The organism is Streptomyces sp. CB02058, from assembly GCF_001905505.1.
Lineage (GTDB): Bacteria > Actinomycetota > Actinomycetes > Streptomycetales > Streptomycetaceae > Streptomyces.
This window is the reverse complement of record NZ_LIPG01000001.1, coordinates 1,464,100-1,481,546: the sequence shown is the minus strand read 5'-3', so window position 1 is coordinate 1,481,546 and position 17,447 is coordinate 1,464,100. Positions and strand designations below refer to the sequence as shown.

Here is a 17,447-nt window from a genome sequence, read left to right as displayed (position 1 = left end):
AGCCGTCGGCACCTTCGGCCGTGAGGCCGCTCGCACCGCTGGCCCCGAAGCCGCCGGCACCGGCAGCCGGGAGGCCGTTCACGAGGCACCGGCCCTCATCGGCACCCCGCGCTGGATGCCGGTGCGCAGCTCCAGCGCCACGGCGATGTCGGAGGCGTCCGGCCGGTCGGCGGCTCTCAGATCGGCCACGGTCCACGCCACCCGCAGGACCCTGTCCAGGCCCCGGGCCGTGAGGACGCCCCGCTCCATGTCCCGCTCGGCCGCCATGAGCGCGCCGGGCGCCGCCACCAGCCTCGTCCGCAGCTCGTGCCCCGGCACCTCGCTGTTGCTGCTCCAGGGGGTGCCCGCGAGCCGTGCGGCGGCCCGCTCCCTGGCTTCCCGCACCCGGGCGGCCACCTCCGCCGAGGACTCCCCGCGCCCGCCGCGGCCCATCAGGTCGGCCCGCCCCACCGGCTCCACCTCGACCCGCAGATCGACCCGGTCGAGCAGGGGGCCCGAGAGCCGCGCCTGGTAACGCCGCACCGCGGACGGCGGGCACTCGCAGCCCGCTCCGGCCAGGGTGTGCCTGCCGCACGGGCAGGGATTCGCGGCCAGCACCATCAGGAATCGCGCGGGCAGCCGGACGACCCCGGCCGCGCGCGCCACCACCACGTGTCCGGACTCCAGGGGCTGGCGCAGGGCGTCGAGTGCCCGCCCGGAGAACTCGGGAGCCTCGTCGAGGAAGAGCACGCCCCGGTGCGCCAGGGAGACCGCTCCCGGCCTGGGCAGGCCGTTTCCGCCGCCGACGAGGGACTGCATCGTCGCCGAATGGTGGGGTGCGCAGTAGGGAGCCCTGCTGATCAGTGGTTCGCCCGGCGGAAGGATGCCCGCGACCGAGTGCACCGCCGTCACTTCGAGGGACTCCCGCCGGCTCAGCGGCGGCAGGATCGCCGTGATCCGCTCGGCCAGCATGGTCTTCCCCGCGCCCGGCGGCCCGGAGAGCAGCAGATGGTGCCCTCCGGCCGCGGCCACCTCCAGGGCGTGGCGGGCCCTGGCCTGGCCCGCGACATCCGCCAGATCGGGGCGGTGCCCCGCGCCGTCGGCGGCGTGCGCGGCCAGGCCCGTGCCGATGCCCGCTCCCGGCACCAGCAGTCCGGCCAGCATCGTGTCGGGACGGCCCGGCTCGGCGACGGGCTCGTCCGGCACCGGCTCGTCGCCGAGGATCGCGATCAGCTGCCGCAGGCTCCGTACGCCGAGGACGGAGATCCCAGGCACCAGGGCGGCCTCCCCCGCGGTCTGCTCCGGGACGACGACCTGGCGGTACCCCGCCTCGGCCGCCGCGAGCACCGCGGGCAGCACCCCGCGCACCGGGCGCACCCTGCCGTCGAGGCCGAGCTCGCCGATCATCACCACATCGGCGATGACGGCCGGGTCGATCCGCTCCGCCGCGCCGAGAACCGCGCTCGCGACAGCGAGGTCGAAACCCGATCCGCCCTTCGGCACGGAGGCGGGCGACAGCCCCACGGTGAGCTTCTTCTGCGGCCACTCCGCGCCGGAATTGACGACCGCGGCCCTGACCCGGTCCCTGCTCTCCACCAGGCTCTTGTCCGGGAGGCCGACCAGCGTGAACGCCGCGACCCCCGGCTCCAGATCGGCCTGGACCTCCACCACCACGCCCTCGACGCCGACCAGCGCCACCGAGCACGCCCGCGCGAACCCCATCAGGCCACGCCCCGCACATGCTCGGTGACCGGGGCGCCGCGCCTGGGCAGGATCACCCCGACCAGATCGATCCGGACCCCGCCCGGCGGCGGTCCGCCGTGCCGGTCGAGCCAGATCTCCGCGAGCCTGCGCAGGCGGTCGGCCTTGACCGGTGTGACGGCCTCCATCGGATGCTCGAAGCAGCCCGCCCTGCGGGCCTTCACCTCGCAGACGACGACCGCGTCGCCGTCCCTGGCCACGATGTCGATCTCTCCCGCGCGACACCGCCAGTTGCGCTCCAGGACGGTCATCCCGGCCTCGGTCAGCAGCCGCGCCGCCAGATCCTCGCCGTACCGCCCGAGTGCCCCCCGTGCGTTCATTTCGGCACCACCTCCGGCACCGACTCTGACGCGCCCCGCCGGATCCATTGGATCTTGGTGGAAAACCGGGTGATTGTGCATATCCCGGCCACTCGGACGAGTGAACCGGGATATCGCGGGGCCTGCGCGGGATCAGCCGCCCGGAAGTTCGAGGTCGCTCTTGTTGAGCTCCTCGATATTCACGTCCTTGAACGTCAGTACCCGGACCTGCTTGACGAACCGGGCGGGCCTGTACATGTCCCAGACCCACGCGTCCGCCATGGAAACCTCGAAAAAGACCTCACCCTGGACCGAGTGCACCTGCATCTCGTAGTCATTGGTGAGGTAGAAGCGCCGTTCGGTCTCGATCACATATTTGAACAGACCGACGACATCGCGGTACTCCCGGTAGAGCTTCAGCTCCATCTCGGTCTCGTACTTCTCGAGGTCCTCGGCACTCATGGCATGTTCCCCTTCAGCCGTGCGTCCCCCTATTGTGCGTCAGCCCCACGCACCCCTGGCCGATTAGACGATTTCGGGGGCGAGAACCAGCGGAACACTCGGGGGACCCTCGTCGAGCAGCGTGCGCAGCAGCCCGGCGAGCCTGGTCGGATACACCGTCTCACGCGTGGCGAGAAGTTCGGCGGAAGTCCACCACCTCAGACCGGCGACGCTGCGCAGCTCCAGCTCGGTCAGGCCCTTCTGGTCGGTGGCGGTCTGCGACGTACGGGCCAGGAAGTACCACTCGTCCTGGTCCCAGCGCCGCCCGTCGAACGGGAAGGAGCAGATCCTCGTCCACAGCAGCGGGCCGAGCGTCACGTCCGTGATCCCGGTCTCCTCGACGAGCTCACGCAGGGCGGCCTCCTCCCGGGTCTCGTCGCCCTCCAGGCCGCCGCCCGGGGTGAACCACCAGCTGTCGGCGGGGTCGTCCGGCTCGAAACCGTGCAGCAGGAGTATCCGGTCGTCCGGGTCCAGGAGCACCACGCGGGCGACCCTGCGGATCTCAGCGGGCACCGGCGGACGCCTTGGGTCCCTTGGTACCGCGCGCGGAGCGGGCGGCCAGCGGGCCGTAGGCGGCTCCGCCCAGGATCAGCACCACGCCTGCCACGACGCCGGCGAGCTGGAGCGGCAGCGGGCCGCTGGACGACACCCCGCCGGGCAGCGCCGCGAAGGCCTCCGGCCTGCCGATCATTCCGTTCATGGGCCAGGCCACGGCGTCCACCCTGGCCTGGACGGCACTGCGCGGCACCGAGCCCTGGCCCGGGTCCTCCAGATGGACGCGGGAGTCCATGGAGGTGCTGCGCTCGTCACCGAGGAGGAAGAGCTGCCCCTCGGGCACCTCGGCCGTGAAGTTCTGCGGGGAGGCGGGGGCCTTTCCGTCCTGCCCGACGAGCGAGGAGGCGCCGTCCGCCCGGAGATACGGTTCCTCGATGGGCTTGCCGTTGACGGTGAGCCGGCCGTCCTTGTCGCAGCAGGCGATCTTGTCGCCCCCCACGCCGACGACCCGCTTCACCATCGGCACGTCGCCCCACGTCGAGTCGGCGAAGACGACCACGTCACCGCGGCGGACATCGCCGCCCTCCACGCGCTCGGCGAGCACCCGGTCCCCGGCGTTGATCGTCGGGGTCATCGAGTCGGTCGGCACGGTGTACGGCCTGTACACCACCGCTCCCCAGGCGAAGCAGCCGAGAAAGAGCACACAGCCGACGGCCACGGCCAGGTTCGACAACACACTGCCGAGCCGGCCCCGGCCGTCACCCGTACGTCCTGATCCACTCATCCCAGCGCTCCCCCATCGGAGATCGACAATCGCTGATCCGAGTCGGCACCCTACCCGGCGGTACGCCCAGCGGTCAGCCTGCGTCGACGCCAGAACACGAGGGGCAGCGCACCGGCTACACCCAGTGCTCCGGGCACCGCCGCGGACGCAGCCGCGTTCAGACCGGGCTGGTCGAACGTGCTCGGCACCGGCAGGGTCGCCCAGCGGTTGACGGGCCAGGCGATGACGATGGCCCGGCCGACGACCTCGTCCGTGGACACCGTGCCCTGCCCGGGCAGCTCCTGGTGGTAGCGGGAGTCCAGCGAGTTCTGCCGGTGGTCACCCATCACCCAGATCCGGCCCTCGGGCACATGGATCGGCCCGAACGGCTCGTCGTCGCAGGCGCTGTTGCCCTCGAAGATGAAGGACTTGTCGTCCAGTGCCTTGCCGTTGACCGTGACCGGCCCGTTCTTCTTGCACTCGACGGTGTCACCACCGATCGCGATGACCCTCTTGATCAGGTCCTTCTCCTCGGCCGACGGCATCAGCCCGATGAAGCTCAGGAACTTCTGCACCGCGTTCGGCTCGGGCGTCGCGGTGTCCTCGAGCCAGCCGCCCGGGTCGTGGAAGACCACGACCTCACCGCGCTCCGGCTCCGAGCCGAACCACGGGGTCAGCTTGTCGACCAGCACCCGGTCGCCCCGCTGCAGCGTGTTCTGCATGGAGTCCGAGGGGATCGAGAACGCCTGCACCAGGAACGTCTTGATCAGCAGAGCCAGGATGAGCGCGATGCCGATGAGAAGCGGCAGTTCCTTCCAGAAGGAGCGGGGCTTCTTCACCGCCGTGCTCCCGCCGTCCGCGGAATGGCCGTCACTCCCCGCCTCCCCCGGGACCCCGTCGCCCACCGGCCGGTCCTCGGGCTCGTCGTGTCCGGATCGTGCGCCGACCGCCAAATCCCCCACATCCACTCCTCACTCCGTGCCACCGCCCGCGCCCGATTCGGCGCAGGCCCACCACTCCCATAACGAGCGGGAGTTCCGCAGGGGTCGGGAGCAGGACCATTCCGTTGCGATCCTGGGAGGACACACTATTCGACGGGCTCGGCGCGGCCGTCGTCCCGGCGCGCCCGTCGGGGACCGAGGCGTACGTCCCGGGCTCCTCCAGCCTGCGCCAATGGCCGAAGGGCCAGGCGATCACGACGGCCCGTCCCACGACCTCGTCCTGGGAGACCGTGCCCTTCCCGGGCTTGTCGAGATGGAAGCGCGAGTCCGCGGAATTCGAGCGGTGGTCGCCCATCACGAAGATCCGGCCCTGGGGAACCTTTACCTCGAATTTGAGAGTGGATGGCACATCGCCGGGGTTCAGGTACGGCTCGTCGAGCGCGACGCCGTTGACCGTGATCCTTCCGTCGGCGCCGCAGCACTTCACGGTGTCGCCGCCGACGGCCACCACGCGCTTGATCAGATCCTGCTCGTCCTCGGAGGGGAGCAGCCCGATGAAGGTCAGCAGTTCCTTGACCTGTTTGATCCCGGCCGGCGGGTCCTCGGCCGCGGTCTGCTCCTGCTGGAGCCAGCCGCCCGGGTCCTTGAAGACGACGACGTCACCGCGCTGCGGCTCCGAGCCGAACCACGGGGTCAGCTTGTCCACCAGGACCCGGTCGCCGATCCGGATGGTCTGTTCCATCGACCCCGAGGGGATCACGAAGGCCTGGACGAGGAAGGTCTTGAGCACCAGCGCGATCAGCAGGGCCACGAGGACGAGGAGGGGTATCTCCTTGATCGCGGACCTGCGCCTGCGGCGCTTCACCTTGCGGGCGAGCCGGCGGCGCTCCGCGCGGGTGGGCAGCGAGCGCGCGGTGGTCGGCCTCGAGCCGGTGGGCAGCGGCGGGCCCGTCTCCGGTTCTCCCCGCTTGCGCCCCCGGTTACCCATGGCCGACGTCCGCCGGCCGTATGGCGGCGAAGGCGGTGGTCCCCTCCAGGGAACCGATCCTGCCGAGCGGCCAGCCGAGCCAGTCCACCCGTCCGATCACCCGCTCGACGGGCACCATGCCTCCCCCGGGCTGCCCCAGGTGGTCACGGGAGTCGCGTGAGTTGCTCCGGTGGTCGCCCATCATCCAGAGGGTGCCTTCGGGCACCACGATGTCGAAGGCCACGTCGGACGGCCGGTCGCCCGGATGCAGGTACTCCTCGTCCACCGGAGCGCCGTTCACCTCGAGCCTCCCCCGCTTGTCGCAGCAGACCACCCGGTCACCCCCCACGCCCACCACCCGCTTCACGAAGTCGGACCCGGCGGGTTCGGCCAGTCCGAGGGAAGCCGCCGCCCCGCGCACCAGCGCGCCCAGGGCGTTCCCCCCGGACGTCTCCTGCACGAAGGAGCCGGTGCCGTCGAAGACGACCACGTCGCCGCGGACCGGTTCCGAGCCGAAACGGTACGCCAGTTTGTTGACGAGGACCCGGTCCCCGACCCTCAGCGTGGGCTCCATCGAGCCACTGGGGATGAGGAAGGGCTGAAGCACGAAAGAGCTGAGGAGCAGCAGGGCGACCGTGCAGAGCATGCCCATGAGGACGGCCCGGCCCCAGGACATCGAGGCGGCCGGCCGGTCCGGGACATGCGTGAAGCGCGACCCCTCCTCCGTCCCGTCTGCGGGGCCGGAGGAACGATCGCGCTCCATGTGCTGTGCTTCCGTGTCCATCGGGGCCGAATCCTATCCGGCCGCGCTGTGGACGCCGGAGGGGAATCAGCGGTCGCGCTTCTCCTTGATCTTCGCGGCCTTGCCGCGGAGCTCACGGAGGAAGTACAGCTTGGCGCGACGGACGTCACCGCGGGTGACGAGCTCGATCTTCTCGAAGATCGGGCTGTGCACCGGGAAGGTGCGCTCGACACCGACGCTGAAGGAGACCTTGCGGACCGTGAAGGTCTCGCTGACGCCCGAGCCCTGGCGGCGGATGACGATGCCCTTGAACTGCTGGATACGGGAGCGGTTGCCCTCGATCACGCGCACGTGGACGTTGACCGTGTCACCGGGGCGGAACGCCGGGAGGTCGGTACGGAGCGAGGCGGCGTTGACGCCATCGAGCAGGGAAGCCATGTTGTCTGCTTTCTTCGCCGATGCCACAGGTCATCGACGGGAGAGAGTGAAGTTCGGATGCTGATCACATCGGGCGGGCGTCTTTCCCCCTGTGGCAGGGGCGCACGCCGGACGTACAGCGGGCCTATTCTTCCACGGCCTCGGGCCTGCGCCAAAATCGTCCGCCGGGCTCCGGGGACCAGCCGAGGATGGAGAGGATCTCGCGGTCCTTCTTGTCGAAGCCGGACGCCTCGCAACGCTCGATCAGATCAGGCCTGTTGAGCGCCGTACGACGGAACGCCTCGTCCCTGCGCCAGCGTGCGATCCGGCCGTGATGGCCGCTGAGCAGCACATCGGGGATGCCCCTCCCGCGCCACTCCGGGGGCTTCGTGTAGACCGGCCCTTCGAGCAGGTCGGCCATGGCCCCGGGCGCGAAGGAGTCATCCCTGTGCGATTCGGCGTTGCCGAGGACTCCGGGCAGCAGCCGGGCCACGGCCTCCGTGATCACCAGGACGGCCGCTTCACCGCCGGCCAGGACGTAGTCACCGATGGAGACCTCGATGACCGGCATCCGGGTCGTGTACTCGTCCATCACCCGGCGGTCGATGCCCTCGTACCGGGCGGGCGTGAAGACCAGCCACGGCCGCTCCGAGAGTTCCACGGCCAGCTCCTGGGTGAAGGGCCTGCCGCTGGGGGTGGGCACCACGAGCACCGGGGAGTGCGCCCCCGCCTCGTAACCGTCGGCCAGCACCTCGTCGAGTGCCTCGCCCCAGGGCCCGGTCTTCATGACCATGCCGGGGCCGCCGCCGTAGGGGGTGTCGTCCACCGTGTTGTGCCGGTCGTGGGTCCAGGACCGCAGGTCGTGCACCTGTACGTCGAGGCTGCCGCGGGCCCGTGCCTTGCCGACGAGCGAGACGTTCAGCGGTTCCAGGTACTCGGGGAAGATCGTGACGACGTCGAGCCGCATCAGGCGTCGCCCTTCCCGGACTCGCCGCCGGCGTCCCCGGCCGGGGCGTCCTCCTCGGCGTCGCGCGTGGAGGCGATGACGGCCTCGCTCTCGTCGATCAGACCCGGCGGCGGGGTGATGACGGCCCGCTGCTCCTCCAGGTCGATCTCGGTGACGATCTCCTCGACGAACGGGATCATCACCTCGCTGCCGTCCGGACGCTCCACGATGAAGAGGTCCTGGGACGGCAGGTGCGTGATCTCCGTGATCCGGCCGATCTCCGTGCCGTCGGCGAGGACGACATCGAGGTCCATCAGCTGGTGGTCGTAGAACTCCTCGGGGTCCTCGGGCAGTTCCGCCGGGTCCACCTCGGCGATCAGCAGGGTGTTGCGCAGTGCCTCGGCCGCCGTACGGTCCCGTACGCCCTCGAACCGGAGCAGCAGCCTCCCGCTGTGCACCCGGCCCGTCTCGATCGTCAGCGGCCCCACGTGGGCGGGTTCCGTGGCCAGCACGGCCCCGGGCCCGAGCCGGAGCTCGGGCTCGTCGGTGCGCACCTCGACGGTGACCTCGCCCTTGATGCCGTGGGCGCGACCGATCCGCGCAACTACCAACTCCACGCTACTTCTCCTGATGATCTTCTACTGAGGAGGCGGTCATGTACCGACGACAAAGGCCGGGGACGGCTCGAAAGCCCTCCCCGGCCCCGGCCGGTGTTCAACTCTTTCAGCGAACCTGGTCCACATCGACGAGGTCGACACGGATTCCACGTCCGCCGATGGCACCCACGACGGTACGCAGGGCGCGCGCGGTGCGGCCGTTGCGGCCGATCACCTTGCCGAGGTCGTCCGGGTGGACCCGGACCTCCAGGACGCGCCCACGGCGCAGGTCACGCGAGGCGACCTGCACATCGTCGGGGTTGTCGACGATGCCCTTCACGAGGTGCTCAAGAGCCTCCTCGAGCATGCTCAGGCCTCGGTCGACTCGGTGGACGCAGCGTCAGCCGCCTCGTCCGCCTTCTTGTCCGACTTCTTGGCCTTCTGGGTGATGGCCTCACCCTTGGCCTCGTCGCCGTCCGTGGCCAGGGCCTCGAACAGGGCGCGCTTGTCAGCCTTGGGCTCCGGCTGCAGCAGCGGCGCCGGGGCCGGAAGGCCCTTGTGGGCCTGCCAGTCACCGGTGAGCTTCAGGATCGCGAGGACGGGCTCGGTCGGCTGGGCGCCGACGGACAGCCAGTACTGCGCGCGCTCTGCGTTGACCTCGATGCGCGAGGGGTTCTGCACCGGGTGGTACAGGCCGATCTCCTCGATGGCCCGGCCGTCACGGCGGGTACGGGAGTCGGCGACGACGATGCGGTAGTGAGGCGAACGGATCTTGCCCAGACGCTTCAGCTTGATCTTGACTGCCACGGAAGTGGTGTCTCCTGGTCTCTGACGTGGTTGGGCACAAAAGATGCCACGTGGGGTTGCGGTACTCGGGTGCCCGATGGACGCGTCAGCCGGAGGAGAGAGGGGTCCTGTGCGACTGTCGAGTACAGCTGTCCATTGTGCCACACCGCGCCGGGTCACCCCACCGCGACCGCCGCTTCCGGGATCCGGAACGGCTTTCCGCACCCGCCGCAGACGATCGGCGCCTGGGCGAGGACCGACGGGACGACGCGGACGTTGCGCCCGCAGTCGCAGACGGCCTTGACCCGCACCCCTCCCCCGGACGAGCCGTGCCGCGCCGCGGGGCCGCGGAACGAGCGCTTGGTGTCGGCGGCGGTGGCGACGGTGTGCGCCTTGAGCGCACGCTGCAGCCGTTCCGTCGTCGGGCGGTATCTGCGTTTGGCCTCGGGATTCAGCGTCACCAACGAGAATCCGCTGCTGGGGTGGGGCTCCTCGGCATGGTCGAGGCCCAGCTCCTCGGCGATCGCGAGGAAGCGTCGGTTGTGGTAGCGGCCGGCGCGGGAGGTGTCCCGGACACCTCTCGCGGCGGCGATGCCGTGGACTGCCTCATGGAGCAGCCGTTCGAAGGAGAGCTCGGCGCCACAGGCGGACGAGGACTCTCCGATCAGGGACTCTGGCGCGGCAAGATCGGGCAGCTCGGGGTGGTACCGCTGAATGTCGGCCCACGCCTGTGCCAGCTCTGCGGCAAGTACAGGTGGTGTCGTGCTCACGTCGTGACAACGAGCCTGAGTGCTCCGGTGTTCCTATTCCGGGGCATCCCAAATAATTTGCACGTACCAGTCAGTTGTCGTTGATGCGTCCGGACGAGGGCGGGTGCGCAGATCAGCGGAGAAGGCTCACAGCTCGCACCAAGGTGGTACGTAGCAACGCGTACGCACCGGCGCCGACAAGGGCCGCGCGGGCGACATTACCCGGCACGGAGCGACCGGTGCGCCGAGGGGGCCGAGGGAGCGGGGAGCGCTCGACGTGCTGCGCCCCGTGTGTCGGGTAAGACTGTGAGGAAGCGAGCAGCGGGCGCGCTGCTGCCGGTGTCCGCCCGCACCACGCGGCGCCGGGGGCGCACGACCGGAGCACGCAAGCAATGCCATCCCACCCCGTCCGACCCCTGGACGGGACCGCCGATGCGGAGTTCTCTGACATACGGAGGCTGTGGGCGCGCATACACAGCACACAGACATGGGGGACCTCACTCGGGCACGACCGACCTCACGGCGGATTGGGGCGCATTCCATGACACCTACGCTCGTCCGGCACCACAGGTACGCGGATTCGTCCGCCCCGGTGGACACCGGTACCCGTGCCCGTGACTGGGCCGAGATCCAGGAGCGCATGCTGGCGCCGCTCTACGAGGCGGTGTACGAGCGGCTCGAAGTCGGGGCCGGGACGCGGATGCTCTCGCTCGGCTGCGGTTCCGGGCTGGCACTGCTGATCGCGGCCTCGCGCGGGGCGCGGGTGACCGGCGTCGACAGCGACCGTGACCGTCTCGCCCTGGCCCGTGAGCGCCTCGTGTCCGGTCCGGGGCAGGAGCCCGTTCCGGGCCGCCCGGAACCACGGGCGAGGCTCGTGGAGGACCTTCCGTCGGCCGCGGGGGACGGTGCGCCGTACAACCTTCTGACCGCGTTCCAGCCGGTCGGCTGCGCCGCCGGTGACTCCGAGGGGCTCGCGCCCGCGCTGGCCTCCGCCGTGCCGCTGGCCGTGCGGGGCGCCACGGTGGTGCTGGCCGGCTGGGGACCGCCGGAGCGGTGCGCCACGGCTCCCGTGTTCCAGGTCGCGGCGCGGCTGACCGGGTCCGCCCGCACCCCGCGCCCCGTGAGCGGATGGCGGCCGGCGCTGCGGGACGAGCTGGAGGAGGTCGCGGCGCGGGCCGGGCTGAAGCCGGACGGCTCGGGCCGGGTGTCCTGCCCGTTCGGCTACGCGGACGTGGACAGCGCGGTGCGCGGCCTGCTGTCGACCGGGCTGTTCGACGCGGCGGTACGGGCGACCGACCGCGTCCAGGTGGAGAAGGAGGTCGCGGAGGCCCTGCATCCGCATCTGCGGCCCGACGGCACGGTGTGGATGCCGAACGTCTTCCGCTACCTGGTGTGCGTGGCCTGACGGCGGCCACCCGGTGTGCGTGCCCGACGGCGACGCGAAGGGGCACCCCGCTCGTGCGGGGTGCCCCTTCGCGTGTGTCCGGGCGGTCAGCCCATGAACTTCTTGAACTCGTCGGGGAGTTCGAAGTTCTTGTCCTCCTGGGCGGGCAGACCGAACGCGCCGCCCTGGGCCGCCTGCTCGCGTCGGGCGGCCGCGGCCTGCTCCTCGGCCTTGCGCTTCATCGGGTTGCCGCTCTTGCGCTTGCCCTTGGCCTGCTTGACCTGCTTCTTCTGACGGCCGGCGCCGCCACCCATGCCCGGCATCCCCGGCATCCCGGGCATGCCGCCGCCCTGGGCCATCTTCGACATCATCTTGCGTGCCTCGAAGAACCGCTCGACCAGGCTCTTCACGGCGGAGACCTCGACGCCGGAACCCTTGGCGATACGGGCCCGGCGGGAGCCGTTGATGATCGTCGGCTCGGCACGTTCCTTCGGGGTCATCGACTTGATGATCGCGGCGGTGCGGTCGACGTCGCGCTCGTCGATGTTGTTGATCTGGTCCTTGATCTGCCCCATGCCGGGCAGCATCCCGAGCAGCTTGGAGATGGAGCCCATCTTCCGGACCTGCTCCATCTGCGCCAGGAAGTCGTCGAGCGTGAAGTCCTTGCCCTTGCTCGACGCCAGCTTGGAGGCCATTTTGGCGGCCTCTTCCTGGCTGAAGGTCTTCTCCGCCTGCTCGATCAGGGTGAGGAGGTCACCCATGTCGAGGATGCGGGACGCCATGCGGTCGGGGTGGAAGGCGTCGAAGTCCTCGAGCTTCTCACCGTTCGACGCGAACATGATCTGCTTGCCCGTGACATGGGCGATCGACAGGGCCGCGCCACCGCGGGCGTCACCGTCGAGCTTGGAGAGCACCACGCCGTCGAAGCCGACGCCGTCGCGGAAGGCCTCGGCGGTGTTGACCGCGTCCTGGCCGATCATCGCGTCGACGACGAAGAGGATCTCGTCGGGGCTGACGGCGTCGCGGATGTCCGCGGCCTGGCGCATCAGCTCCTCGTCGATGCCGAGGCGGCCGGCGGTGTCGACGATGACGATGTCGTGGACCTTGGACTTGGCGAACTCGATGGAGTCCTTGGCGACCTGGACCGGGTCACCGACGCCGTTGCCCGGCTCCGGGGCGTACACCGCGACGCCCGCGCGGTCGGCGACGACGCTCAGCTGGTTGACGGCGTTGGGGCGCTGGAGGTCACAGGCGACGAGCAGCGGGGAGTGGCCCTGGCCCTTGAGCCAGAGGCCGAGCTTTCCGGCGAGGGTCGTCTTACCTGCACCCTGGAGACCCGCGAGCATGATCACGGTGGGCGGGTTCTTGGCGAACCTGAGTCGCCGGGTCTCGCCGCCGAGGATGCCGACGAGCTCCTCGTTGACGATCTTGACGACCTGCTGGGCCGGGTTCAGCGCCTGGGAGACCTCGACGCCGCGCGCCCGCTCCTTGACGTTGGCGATGAACGCGCGGACGACGGGGAGGGCGACATCCGCCTCGAGCAGCGCGATCCGGATCTCGCGAGCCGTGGCGTCGATGTCCGCCTCGGACAAGCGGCCCTTGCCCCTGAGGTTTTTGAAAGTCGCGCTAAGGCGGTCGGAGAGAGTATCGAACACGGCGCTCGTCGGTCCTCAGGGTCGGGGGCGGGGCAGGTCAGTCGCCCTCCAGGGTATCCGGACCCCGGAGAACGCAAAGCCCTCGCCCGTTTTCGTGACGAACGAGGGCCGGCGCGGGGCGTCAGCCCAGCTCCTTCTCGACCTCCCTGGCCACCTCGGCCGCGCGCTGCGGCGCCAGCGGTTCGCCGTCGACGTCCGTGACGTAGAAGGCGTCCACGGCGTTGGCCCCGAGCGTGGAGACATGGGCGCTGCGCACCCGCACCTCGCTCTGCTCCAGCGCCCTGCCGATCCGGTGCAGCAGCCCGGGGGCGTCCTGGGCGCGGACCTCTATCACGGTGGCCAGGCGTGAGCCGGCCGCCGCCACGGTCACCCGGGGCGGCGGCGCCTTCACCCCGCGCCGCCGCGGATAGGCGGCCTCGCGCTCGGCCAGCCGGGCCCGGATGTCCAGGGAGCCGTCCAGGGCTCGTACGAGGTCGGCCCGGAGCCGGGCGGCCTGCGGGAGCGAGCCGTACTCGGCCGCGACCCGCCAGCTGAGCACCAGCAGGTCGGCCGATTCGCCGAGCTCGTTCGGGAGCTCGACGGCACGCAGGTCGGCGGCGCGGACGGTGAGGCGGTGCAGGGCCAGGACTCCGGCCGCGGCGGGCAGCACCCCGGGACGGTCGGGCAGCGCGATGAGGAGCTCGACGCCGACGGGCTCGGGCTCGCCGTCCTCGGCGGCCGGTTCGGACCGGGTGTGCAGGGAGAGGACGGGCTCGCCGGTCCGCAGGGCCTCCACGGCCAGGCGCTCCTGCTCGGCGCTGGGCGCGAGCGGTTCCGGCTCGGGGGGCTCCTCGCCCGCGAGCAGCGCGGCGACCCGCTTGACCAGGTCGGTGACGAGCGAGGCCCGCCAGGAGCTCCAGGCCGCGGGGCCGGTGGCGAGGGCGTCGGCCTCGGTGAGGGCGTGCAGCAGCTCCAGGGTGGAGGCGCTGCCCACGGCGTTGGCGACGGAGCGCACGGTCGCGGGGTCGTCGAGGTCACGCCGGGTGGCGGTCTCGACGAGCAGCAGGTGGTGGCGTACGAGGGTGGCGACGACGGCCACGTCCTGCTTGTCGAAGCCGATACGGGCGGCCATGTCGCGGGCGATGACCTCGCCCGCGACGGAGTGGTCTCCGGGCCAGCCCTTGCCGATGTCGTGGAGCAGGGCGGCGATCAGGAGGAGGTCGGGGCGGCTGACGCGGCGGGTGAGCGAGGCGGCGCGTACGGCCGTCTCGACGAGATGCCGGTCGACGGTCCAGGTGTGGACGGGGTTGCGCTGCGGGCGGCAGTGGACGCGTTCCCAGTCGGGCAGCAGGCGGGTGATGATGCCTTCCGCTTCGAGGGCCTCCCAGACGCCGACGGTGGATTCGCCGGCGCCGAGCAGGGTGACGAGCTCCTCGCGGGCCTGGGACGGCCATGGCACGGGCAGCGGCTGGACCGCGGTCCGCAGATGGCGCACGAGGTGGCGGGAGAGCGGCAGTCCCGCCTCGGCCGCCGCGGCCGCGGCCCGGAGGGTGAGCACGGGGTCGCGTTCCGGGCGGGCGGTGCGGGCGAGCACGACTTCGCCGTCGGCCTCGACGACGCCTTCGGCGAGGGGCGTGCGTTCCGGGGCGGCCTTGGCGCCGCCGCCGAGGATGGACCGCAGCCGGGGCCGGACGGAGCGGGCGCGCAGGACGCGGTTGACCTCACGCCAGGTGACGTCGGTGGCGTACGACACGGTGCGGGCGGCCTCGTACACCTGGCGCAGCAGGGCGTCGGAGTCGAGGAGGCCGAGGGACGTGGCGACCTGGTCCTGCTCCTGGAGGGCGAGGCGGTCGGTGGCCCGGCCGGTGGTCAGGTGCAGGGCGTCGCGGGCGTCGAGGAGGGTGCGCCGGGCCTCGGCGAGCCCTTCGCGGGGTGCGTCGGCCACCCAGGAGGCGGCGACGGCGCGCAGGGCGGTGGCGTCGCGGAGGCCGCCGCGGGCCTCCTTGAGGTCGGGTTCCAGGAGGAACTGGAGCTCGCCCATGCGCTCGGCCCGCTCGCGGCAGAGTTCGTCGAGGGCCGGGAGGCGCTTGGGAGCCTGGTTGCGCCAGTCGGCGAGGACCGCGGTGCGCAGTCCGGCGACGAGGCCGAGGTCGCCGGCGACGGGGCGCGCGTCGAGCAGTCCGAGCTGGACCTTGAGGTCCTCCCCCGCGGTCTTGCGCGCTTCGGCGGGGGTGCGTACGGAGTGGTCGAGCGCGAGGCCGAGGTCCCAGACCGGGTACCAGATCCGGTCCGCGAGGGTGGCCACGGCACCCGCGTCGGCGCTGCCGTCGTGCAGGAGCAGCAGGTCGAGGTCGCTGCGCGGGGAGAGCTCGCCCCGGCCGTACCCGCCGACGGCGACGAGGGCTGCGCCGCGCAGGCCCGACTCCTCGGCGGCCGCCGCGAACAGCGCGGTGAGCCAGTCGTCGGTGAGCCGGGCCAGGGCGGCACGGCGCGGCGGCCCGGACTGCGTCTCCTCCTGGAGGAGACGCAGCCGGGCCGCCGCGTAGCCGCTGGGTCCCGAGTCCTCGGATTCGGTGGTCACTTCGGTGCTCGTCACCCAGCTGCCTTTCCGTTCACAGGGACCGTCGGTCAGAGTGCGTCCGGGCCGCGTTCACCGGTCCGCACGCGGATCGCGGTGTCGACCGGGACGCTCCAGACCTTGCCGTCACCGATCTTGCCCGTACGGGCGGCCTTGACCACCACGTCGATGAGCTGTTCGGCGTCCTCGTCCTCGACGAGTACCTCGATGCGGATCTTCGGCACCAGGTCGACGGTGTACTCGGCTCCACGGTAGACCTCGGTGTGTCCGCGCTGACGCCCGTACCCGCTGGCCTCCGTGACCGTGAGGCCCTGGACGCCGAAGGCCTGGAGGGCCTCCTTGATCTCGTCCAGCCTGTGCGGCTTCACGACTGCGGTGATGAGCTTCATGCGTCCACCTTCTTGTTCGTCGGGGCTGCCGTCGTGCCGGGGGCCGGCGGGGTGGTGCGGGTGGCCGCGCCACCGCCGGCGCCGCTGAAGTCGTACGCCGTCTCGGCGTGTTCGACCTGGTCGATGCCGGAGACCTCGTCGTCCTCGCTGACCCGCATCCCGATCGTCTTGTCGAGGACGAAGGCGAGGGCCGCGGAGACGACCAGGGAGTAGGCGAGGACCGCGAAGACACCGACGGCCTGCTTGCCGAGCTGGTCGAGACCGCCGCCGTAGAAGAGGCCCGCGGCGTCGGACTGCACACCACCGGTGGCGAAGAAGCCGACGAGGAGGGAGCCGAGGATACCGCCGACGAGGTGGACGCCGACGACGTCCAGGGAGTCGTCGTAGCCGAACTTGTACTTGAGGCCGACGGCCATGGCGCAGAGGACACCGGCGATGACACCGATGGCGATGGCGCCGAGCGGGCTGACCGAACCGCCCGCGGGGGTGATGGCGACGAGGCCGGCGACGGCGCCGGACGCGGCACCGAGGGTGGTGAAGGAGCCGTGGCGGATCTTCTCGTAGGCGAGCCAGCCGAGGACCGCGGCACCGGTGGCGACCTGCGTGTTGACGAACATGACGGCGCCGACGCCGTCGTCGTTGCCCAGCCACGAACCGGCGTTGAAGCCGAACCAGCCGAACCACAGGAGGGCGGCACCGAGCATGACGAGCGGCAGGCTGTGCGGCCGCATCGGGTCCTTCTTGAAGCCGACGCGCTTGCCGATGACGAGGATCACGCCGAGGGCGGCGGCACCCGCGTTGATGTGGACGGCCGTACCACCGGCGAAGTCGATGACACCCAGCTCGAAGAGCCAGCCGCCGGCGCCCCAGACCCAGTGCGCGACCGGGAAGTAGACGACGGTGACCCAGAGCGTGATGAACAGGGCCCAGGAGGTGAACTTGACGCGGTCGGCGAGCGCACCGCTGATCAGGGCCGGGGTCAGGATCGCGAACATCAGCTGGAAGACGGCGAAGACGTACACCGGGATGGTGTAGCCGTCCCAGAGTTCGGTGACGCCGATGCCGCTGAGGCCGACGAAGTCCGAGCTCCAGCCGATGACGGAGCCGACGTCGGTGCCGAAGGCGAGGCTGAATCCGTAGAGCACCCACAGGACCGTGACGATCCCGAGGCTGATGAAGCTCATCATCAGCATGTTCAGGGTGCTCTTGACGCGGACCATGCCTCCGTAGAAGAAGGCCAGACCCGGGGTCATGAGCATCACCAGCGCGGAGCAGATGAGCATGAACCCTGTGTTGGCGGCAGACAGCTGCGGGGCGTCTGCGGCAAGCGTCGTGATGCCTGGGGGCATCGGCGTCTCCTCGTCGTCGGTGCGGCCACGTGCGGGGGTGCGGGACCACGGTGAAAAGGTGCGGGCCGGTTATGCGCCATGAGATTCGCGCAGCGCGGTTTCCACGAATGCCGCACGATGTTTCACCGCAGTGACGAAGGCGCTGCGCGTGTTACGTCCCAATGAACCAGG

At 71.0% G+C, this 17,447-nt stretch carries 19 protein-coding genes; 1 reads left to right on the top strand and 18 read right to left on the bottom strand.

Translation table 11 applies throughout. The annotated features are described in order from the left end of the window. Positions 1-78: 78 nt before the first annotated feature. The 14 genes from AMK10_RS06830 to AMK10_RS06765 all read right to left on the bottom strand — a co-directional run bounded on the left by AMK10_RS06830 (position 79) and on the right by AMK10_RS06765 (position 9,963). Entirely contained in the window at positions 79-1,701 is a 1,623-nt protein-coding gene (locus tag AMK10_RS06830) for a YifB family Mg chelatase-like AAA ATPase (RefSeq protein ID WP_073745753.1), read from the bottom strand. Next, complete coding sequence (locus tag AMK10_RS06825) at positions 1,701-2,060, bottom strand: YraN family protein (protein ID WP_073745751.1); 360 nt, start codon at positions 2,058-2,060, stop codon at positions 1,701-1,703. The genes AMK10_RS06830 and AMK10_RS06825 overlap by 1 nt, the downstream gene beginning before the upstream one ends. Positions 2,061-2,192: 132 nt before the next feature. Then, on the bottom strand, positions 2,193-2,501 hold the full coding sequence (locus tag AMK10_RS06820; protein ID WP_003965949.1) for a DUF2469 domain-containing protein: 309 nt from the start codon (positions 2,499-2,501) through the stop codon (positions 2,193-2,195). Between the two features lie 63 nt (positions 2,502-2,564). Beyond that, positions 2,565-3,053 carry an NUDIX hydrolase gene (locus AMK10_RS06815; protein WP_073745749.1) on the bottom strand — a complete coding sequence of 163 codons (489 nt, stop codon included), beginning with the start codon at positions 3,051-3,053 and terminating at the stop codon, positions 2,565-2,567. Beyond that, entirely contained in the window at positions 3,043-3,819 is a 777-nt protein-coding gene (lepB, locus tag AMK10_RS06810) for a signal peptidase I (RefSeq protein WP_073745747.1), read from the bottom strand. Before lepB (AMK10_RS06810) ends, AMK10_RS06815 begins: the two co-directional genes overlap by 11 nt. Positions 3,820-3,869: 50 nt before the next feature. Beyond that, a complete protein-coding gene (lepB, locus tag AMK10_RS06805; protein ID WP_073745745.1) occupies positions 3,870-4,751 on the bottom strand; it encodes a signal peptidase I in 882 nt (293 codons plus the stop codon). Beyond that, positions 4,669-5,727 (bottom strand): signal peptidase I, encoded by a 1,059-nt coding sequence (gene lepB / locus AMK10_RS06800; RefSeq protein ID WP_073745743.1) that lies wholly within the window; start codon positions 5,725-5,727, stop codon positions 4,669-4,671. Before lepB (AMK10_RS06800) ends, lepB (AMK10_RS06805) begins: the two co-directional genes overlap by 83 nt. Further along, positions 5,720-6,490: a signal peptidase I gene (gene lepB / locus AMK10_RS06795; protein ID WP_073745741.1), complete on the bottom strand. Its 771-nt coding sequence runs from the start codon at positions 6,488-6,490 to the stop codon at positions 5,720-5,722. Before lepB (AMK10_RS06795) ends, lepB (AMK10_RS06800) begins: the two co-directional genes overlap by 8 nt. Before the next feature lie 45 nt (positions 6,491-6,535). Then, complete coding sequence (rplS, locus tag AMK10_RS06790) at positions 6,536-6,886, bottom strand: 50S ribosomal protein L19 (RefSeq protein ID WP_014048592.1); 351 nt, start codon at positions 6,884-6,886, stop codon at positions 6,536-6,538. A 124-nt stretch (positions 6,887-7,010) separates the two neighbouring features. Further along, positions 7,011-7,832 (bottom strand): tRNA (guanosine(37)-N1)-methyltransferase TrmD, encoded by an 822-nt coding sequence (trmD, locus tag AMK10_RS06785; RefSeq protein WP_073745739.1) that lies wholly within the window; start codon positions 7,830-7,832, stop codon positions 7,011-7,013. Continuing rightward, positions 7,832-8,428: a ribosome maturation factor RimM gene (rimM, locus tag AMK10_RS06780; protein WP_073745737.1), complete on the bottom strand. Its 597-nt coding sequence runs from the start codon at positions 8,426-8,428 to the stop codon at positions 7,832-7,834. The genes trmD and rimM overlap by 1 nt, the downstream gene beginning before the upstream one ends. A 106-nt stretch (positions 8,429-8,534) precedes the next feature. Continuing rightward, entirely contained in the window at positions 8,535-8,774 is a 240-nt protein-coding gene (locus tag AMK10_RS06775) for an RNA-binding protein (protein ID WP_014153811.1), read from the bottom strand. Positions 8,775-8,776: 2 nt separating this feature from the next. Then, positions 8,777-9,214: a 30S ribosomal protein S16 gene (gene rpsP / locus AMK10_RS06770; protein WP_073745735.1), complete on the bottom strand. Its 438-nt coding sequence runs from the start codon at positions 9,212-9,214 to the stop codon at positions 8,777-8,779. 155 nt (positions 9,215-9,369) lie between these two features. After that, positions 9,370-9,963: a hypothetical protein gene (locus AMK10_RS06765; RefSeq protein ID WP_003965961.1), complete on the bottom strand. Its 594-nt coding sequence runs from the start codon at positions 9,961-9,963 to the stop codon at positions 9,370-9,372. A 520-nt stretch (positions 9,964-10,483) separates the two neighbouring features. On the opposite strand from AMK10_RS06765, the gene AMK10_RS06760 reads away from it, so the two are divergent. Then, complete coding sequence (locus AMK10_RS06760; protein WP_073745733.1) at positions 10,484-11,347, top strand: methyltransferase domain-containing protein; 864 nt, start codon at positions 10,484-10,486, stop codon at positions 11,345-11,347. A gap of 86 nt (positions 11,348-11,433) precedes the next feature. On the opposite strand, the gene ffh is transcribed toward AMK10_RS06760, so the two are convergent. From ffh to AMK10_RS06740, 4 genes are all read right to left on the bottom strand, one after another. Then, positions 11,434-12,981 carry a signal recognition particle protein gene (gene ffh / locus AMK10_RS06755; RefSeq protein WP_073745731.1) on the bottom strand — a complete coding sequence of 516 codons (1,548 nt, stop codon included), beginning with the start codon at positions 12,979-12,981 and terminating at the stop codon, positions 11,434-11,436. A gap of 121 nt (positions 12,982-13,102) precedes the next feature. Next, the gene (locus AMK10_RS06750) at positions 13,103-15,556 is read right to left on the bottom strand and encodes a [protein-PII] uridylyltransferase (RefSeq protein WP_073745729.1); all 2,454 of its coding nucleotides are present in this window, start codon (positions 15,554-15,556) and stop codon (positions 13,103-13,105) included. 32 nt (positions 15,557-15,588) lie between these two features. Further along, positions 15,589-15,927 (bottom strand): P-II family nitrogen regulator, encoded by a 339-nt coding sequence (locus tag AMK10_RS06745; RefSeq protein ID WP_033304048.1) that lies wholly within the window; start codon positions 15,925-15,927, stop codon positions 15,589-15,591. Beyond that, positions 15,924-17,276, bottom strand: coding sequence for an ammonium transporter (locus AMK10_RS06740; protein ID WP_073745727.1), 1,353 nt, complete (start codon positions 17,274-17,276; stop codon positions 15,924-15,926). The genes AMK10_RS06745 and AMK10_RS06740 overlap by 4 nt, the downstream gene beginning before the upstream one ends. Positions 17,277-17,447 lie beyond the last annotated feature (171 nt).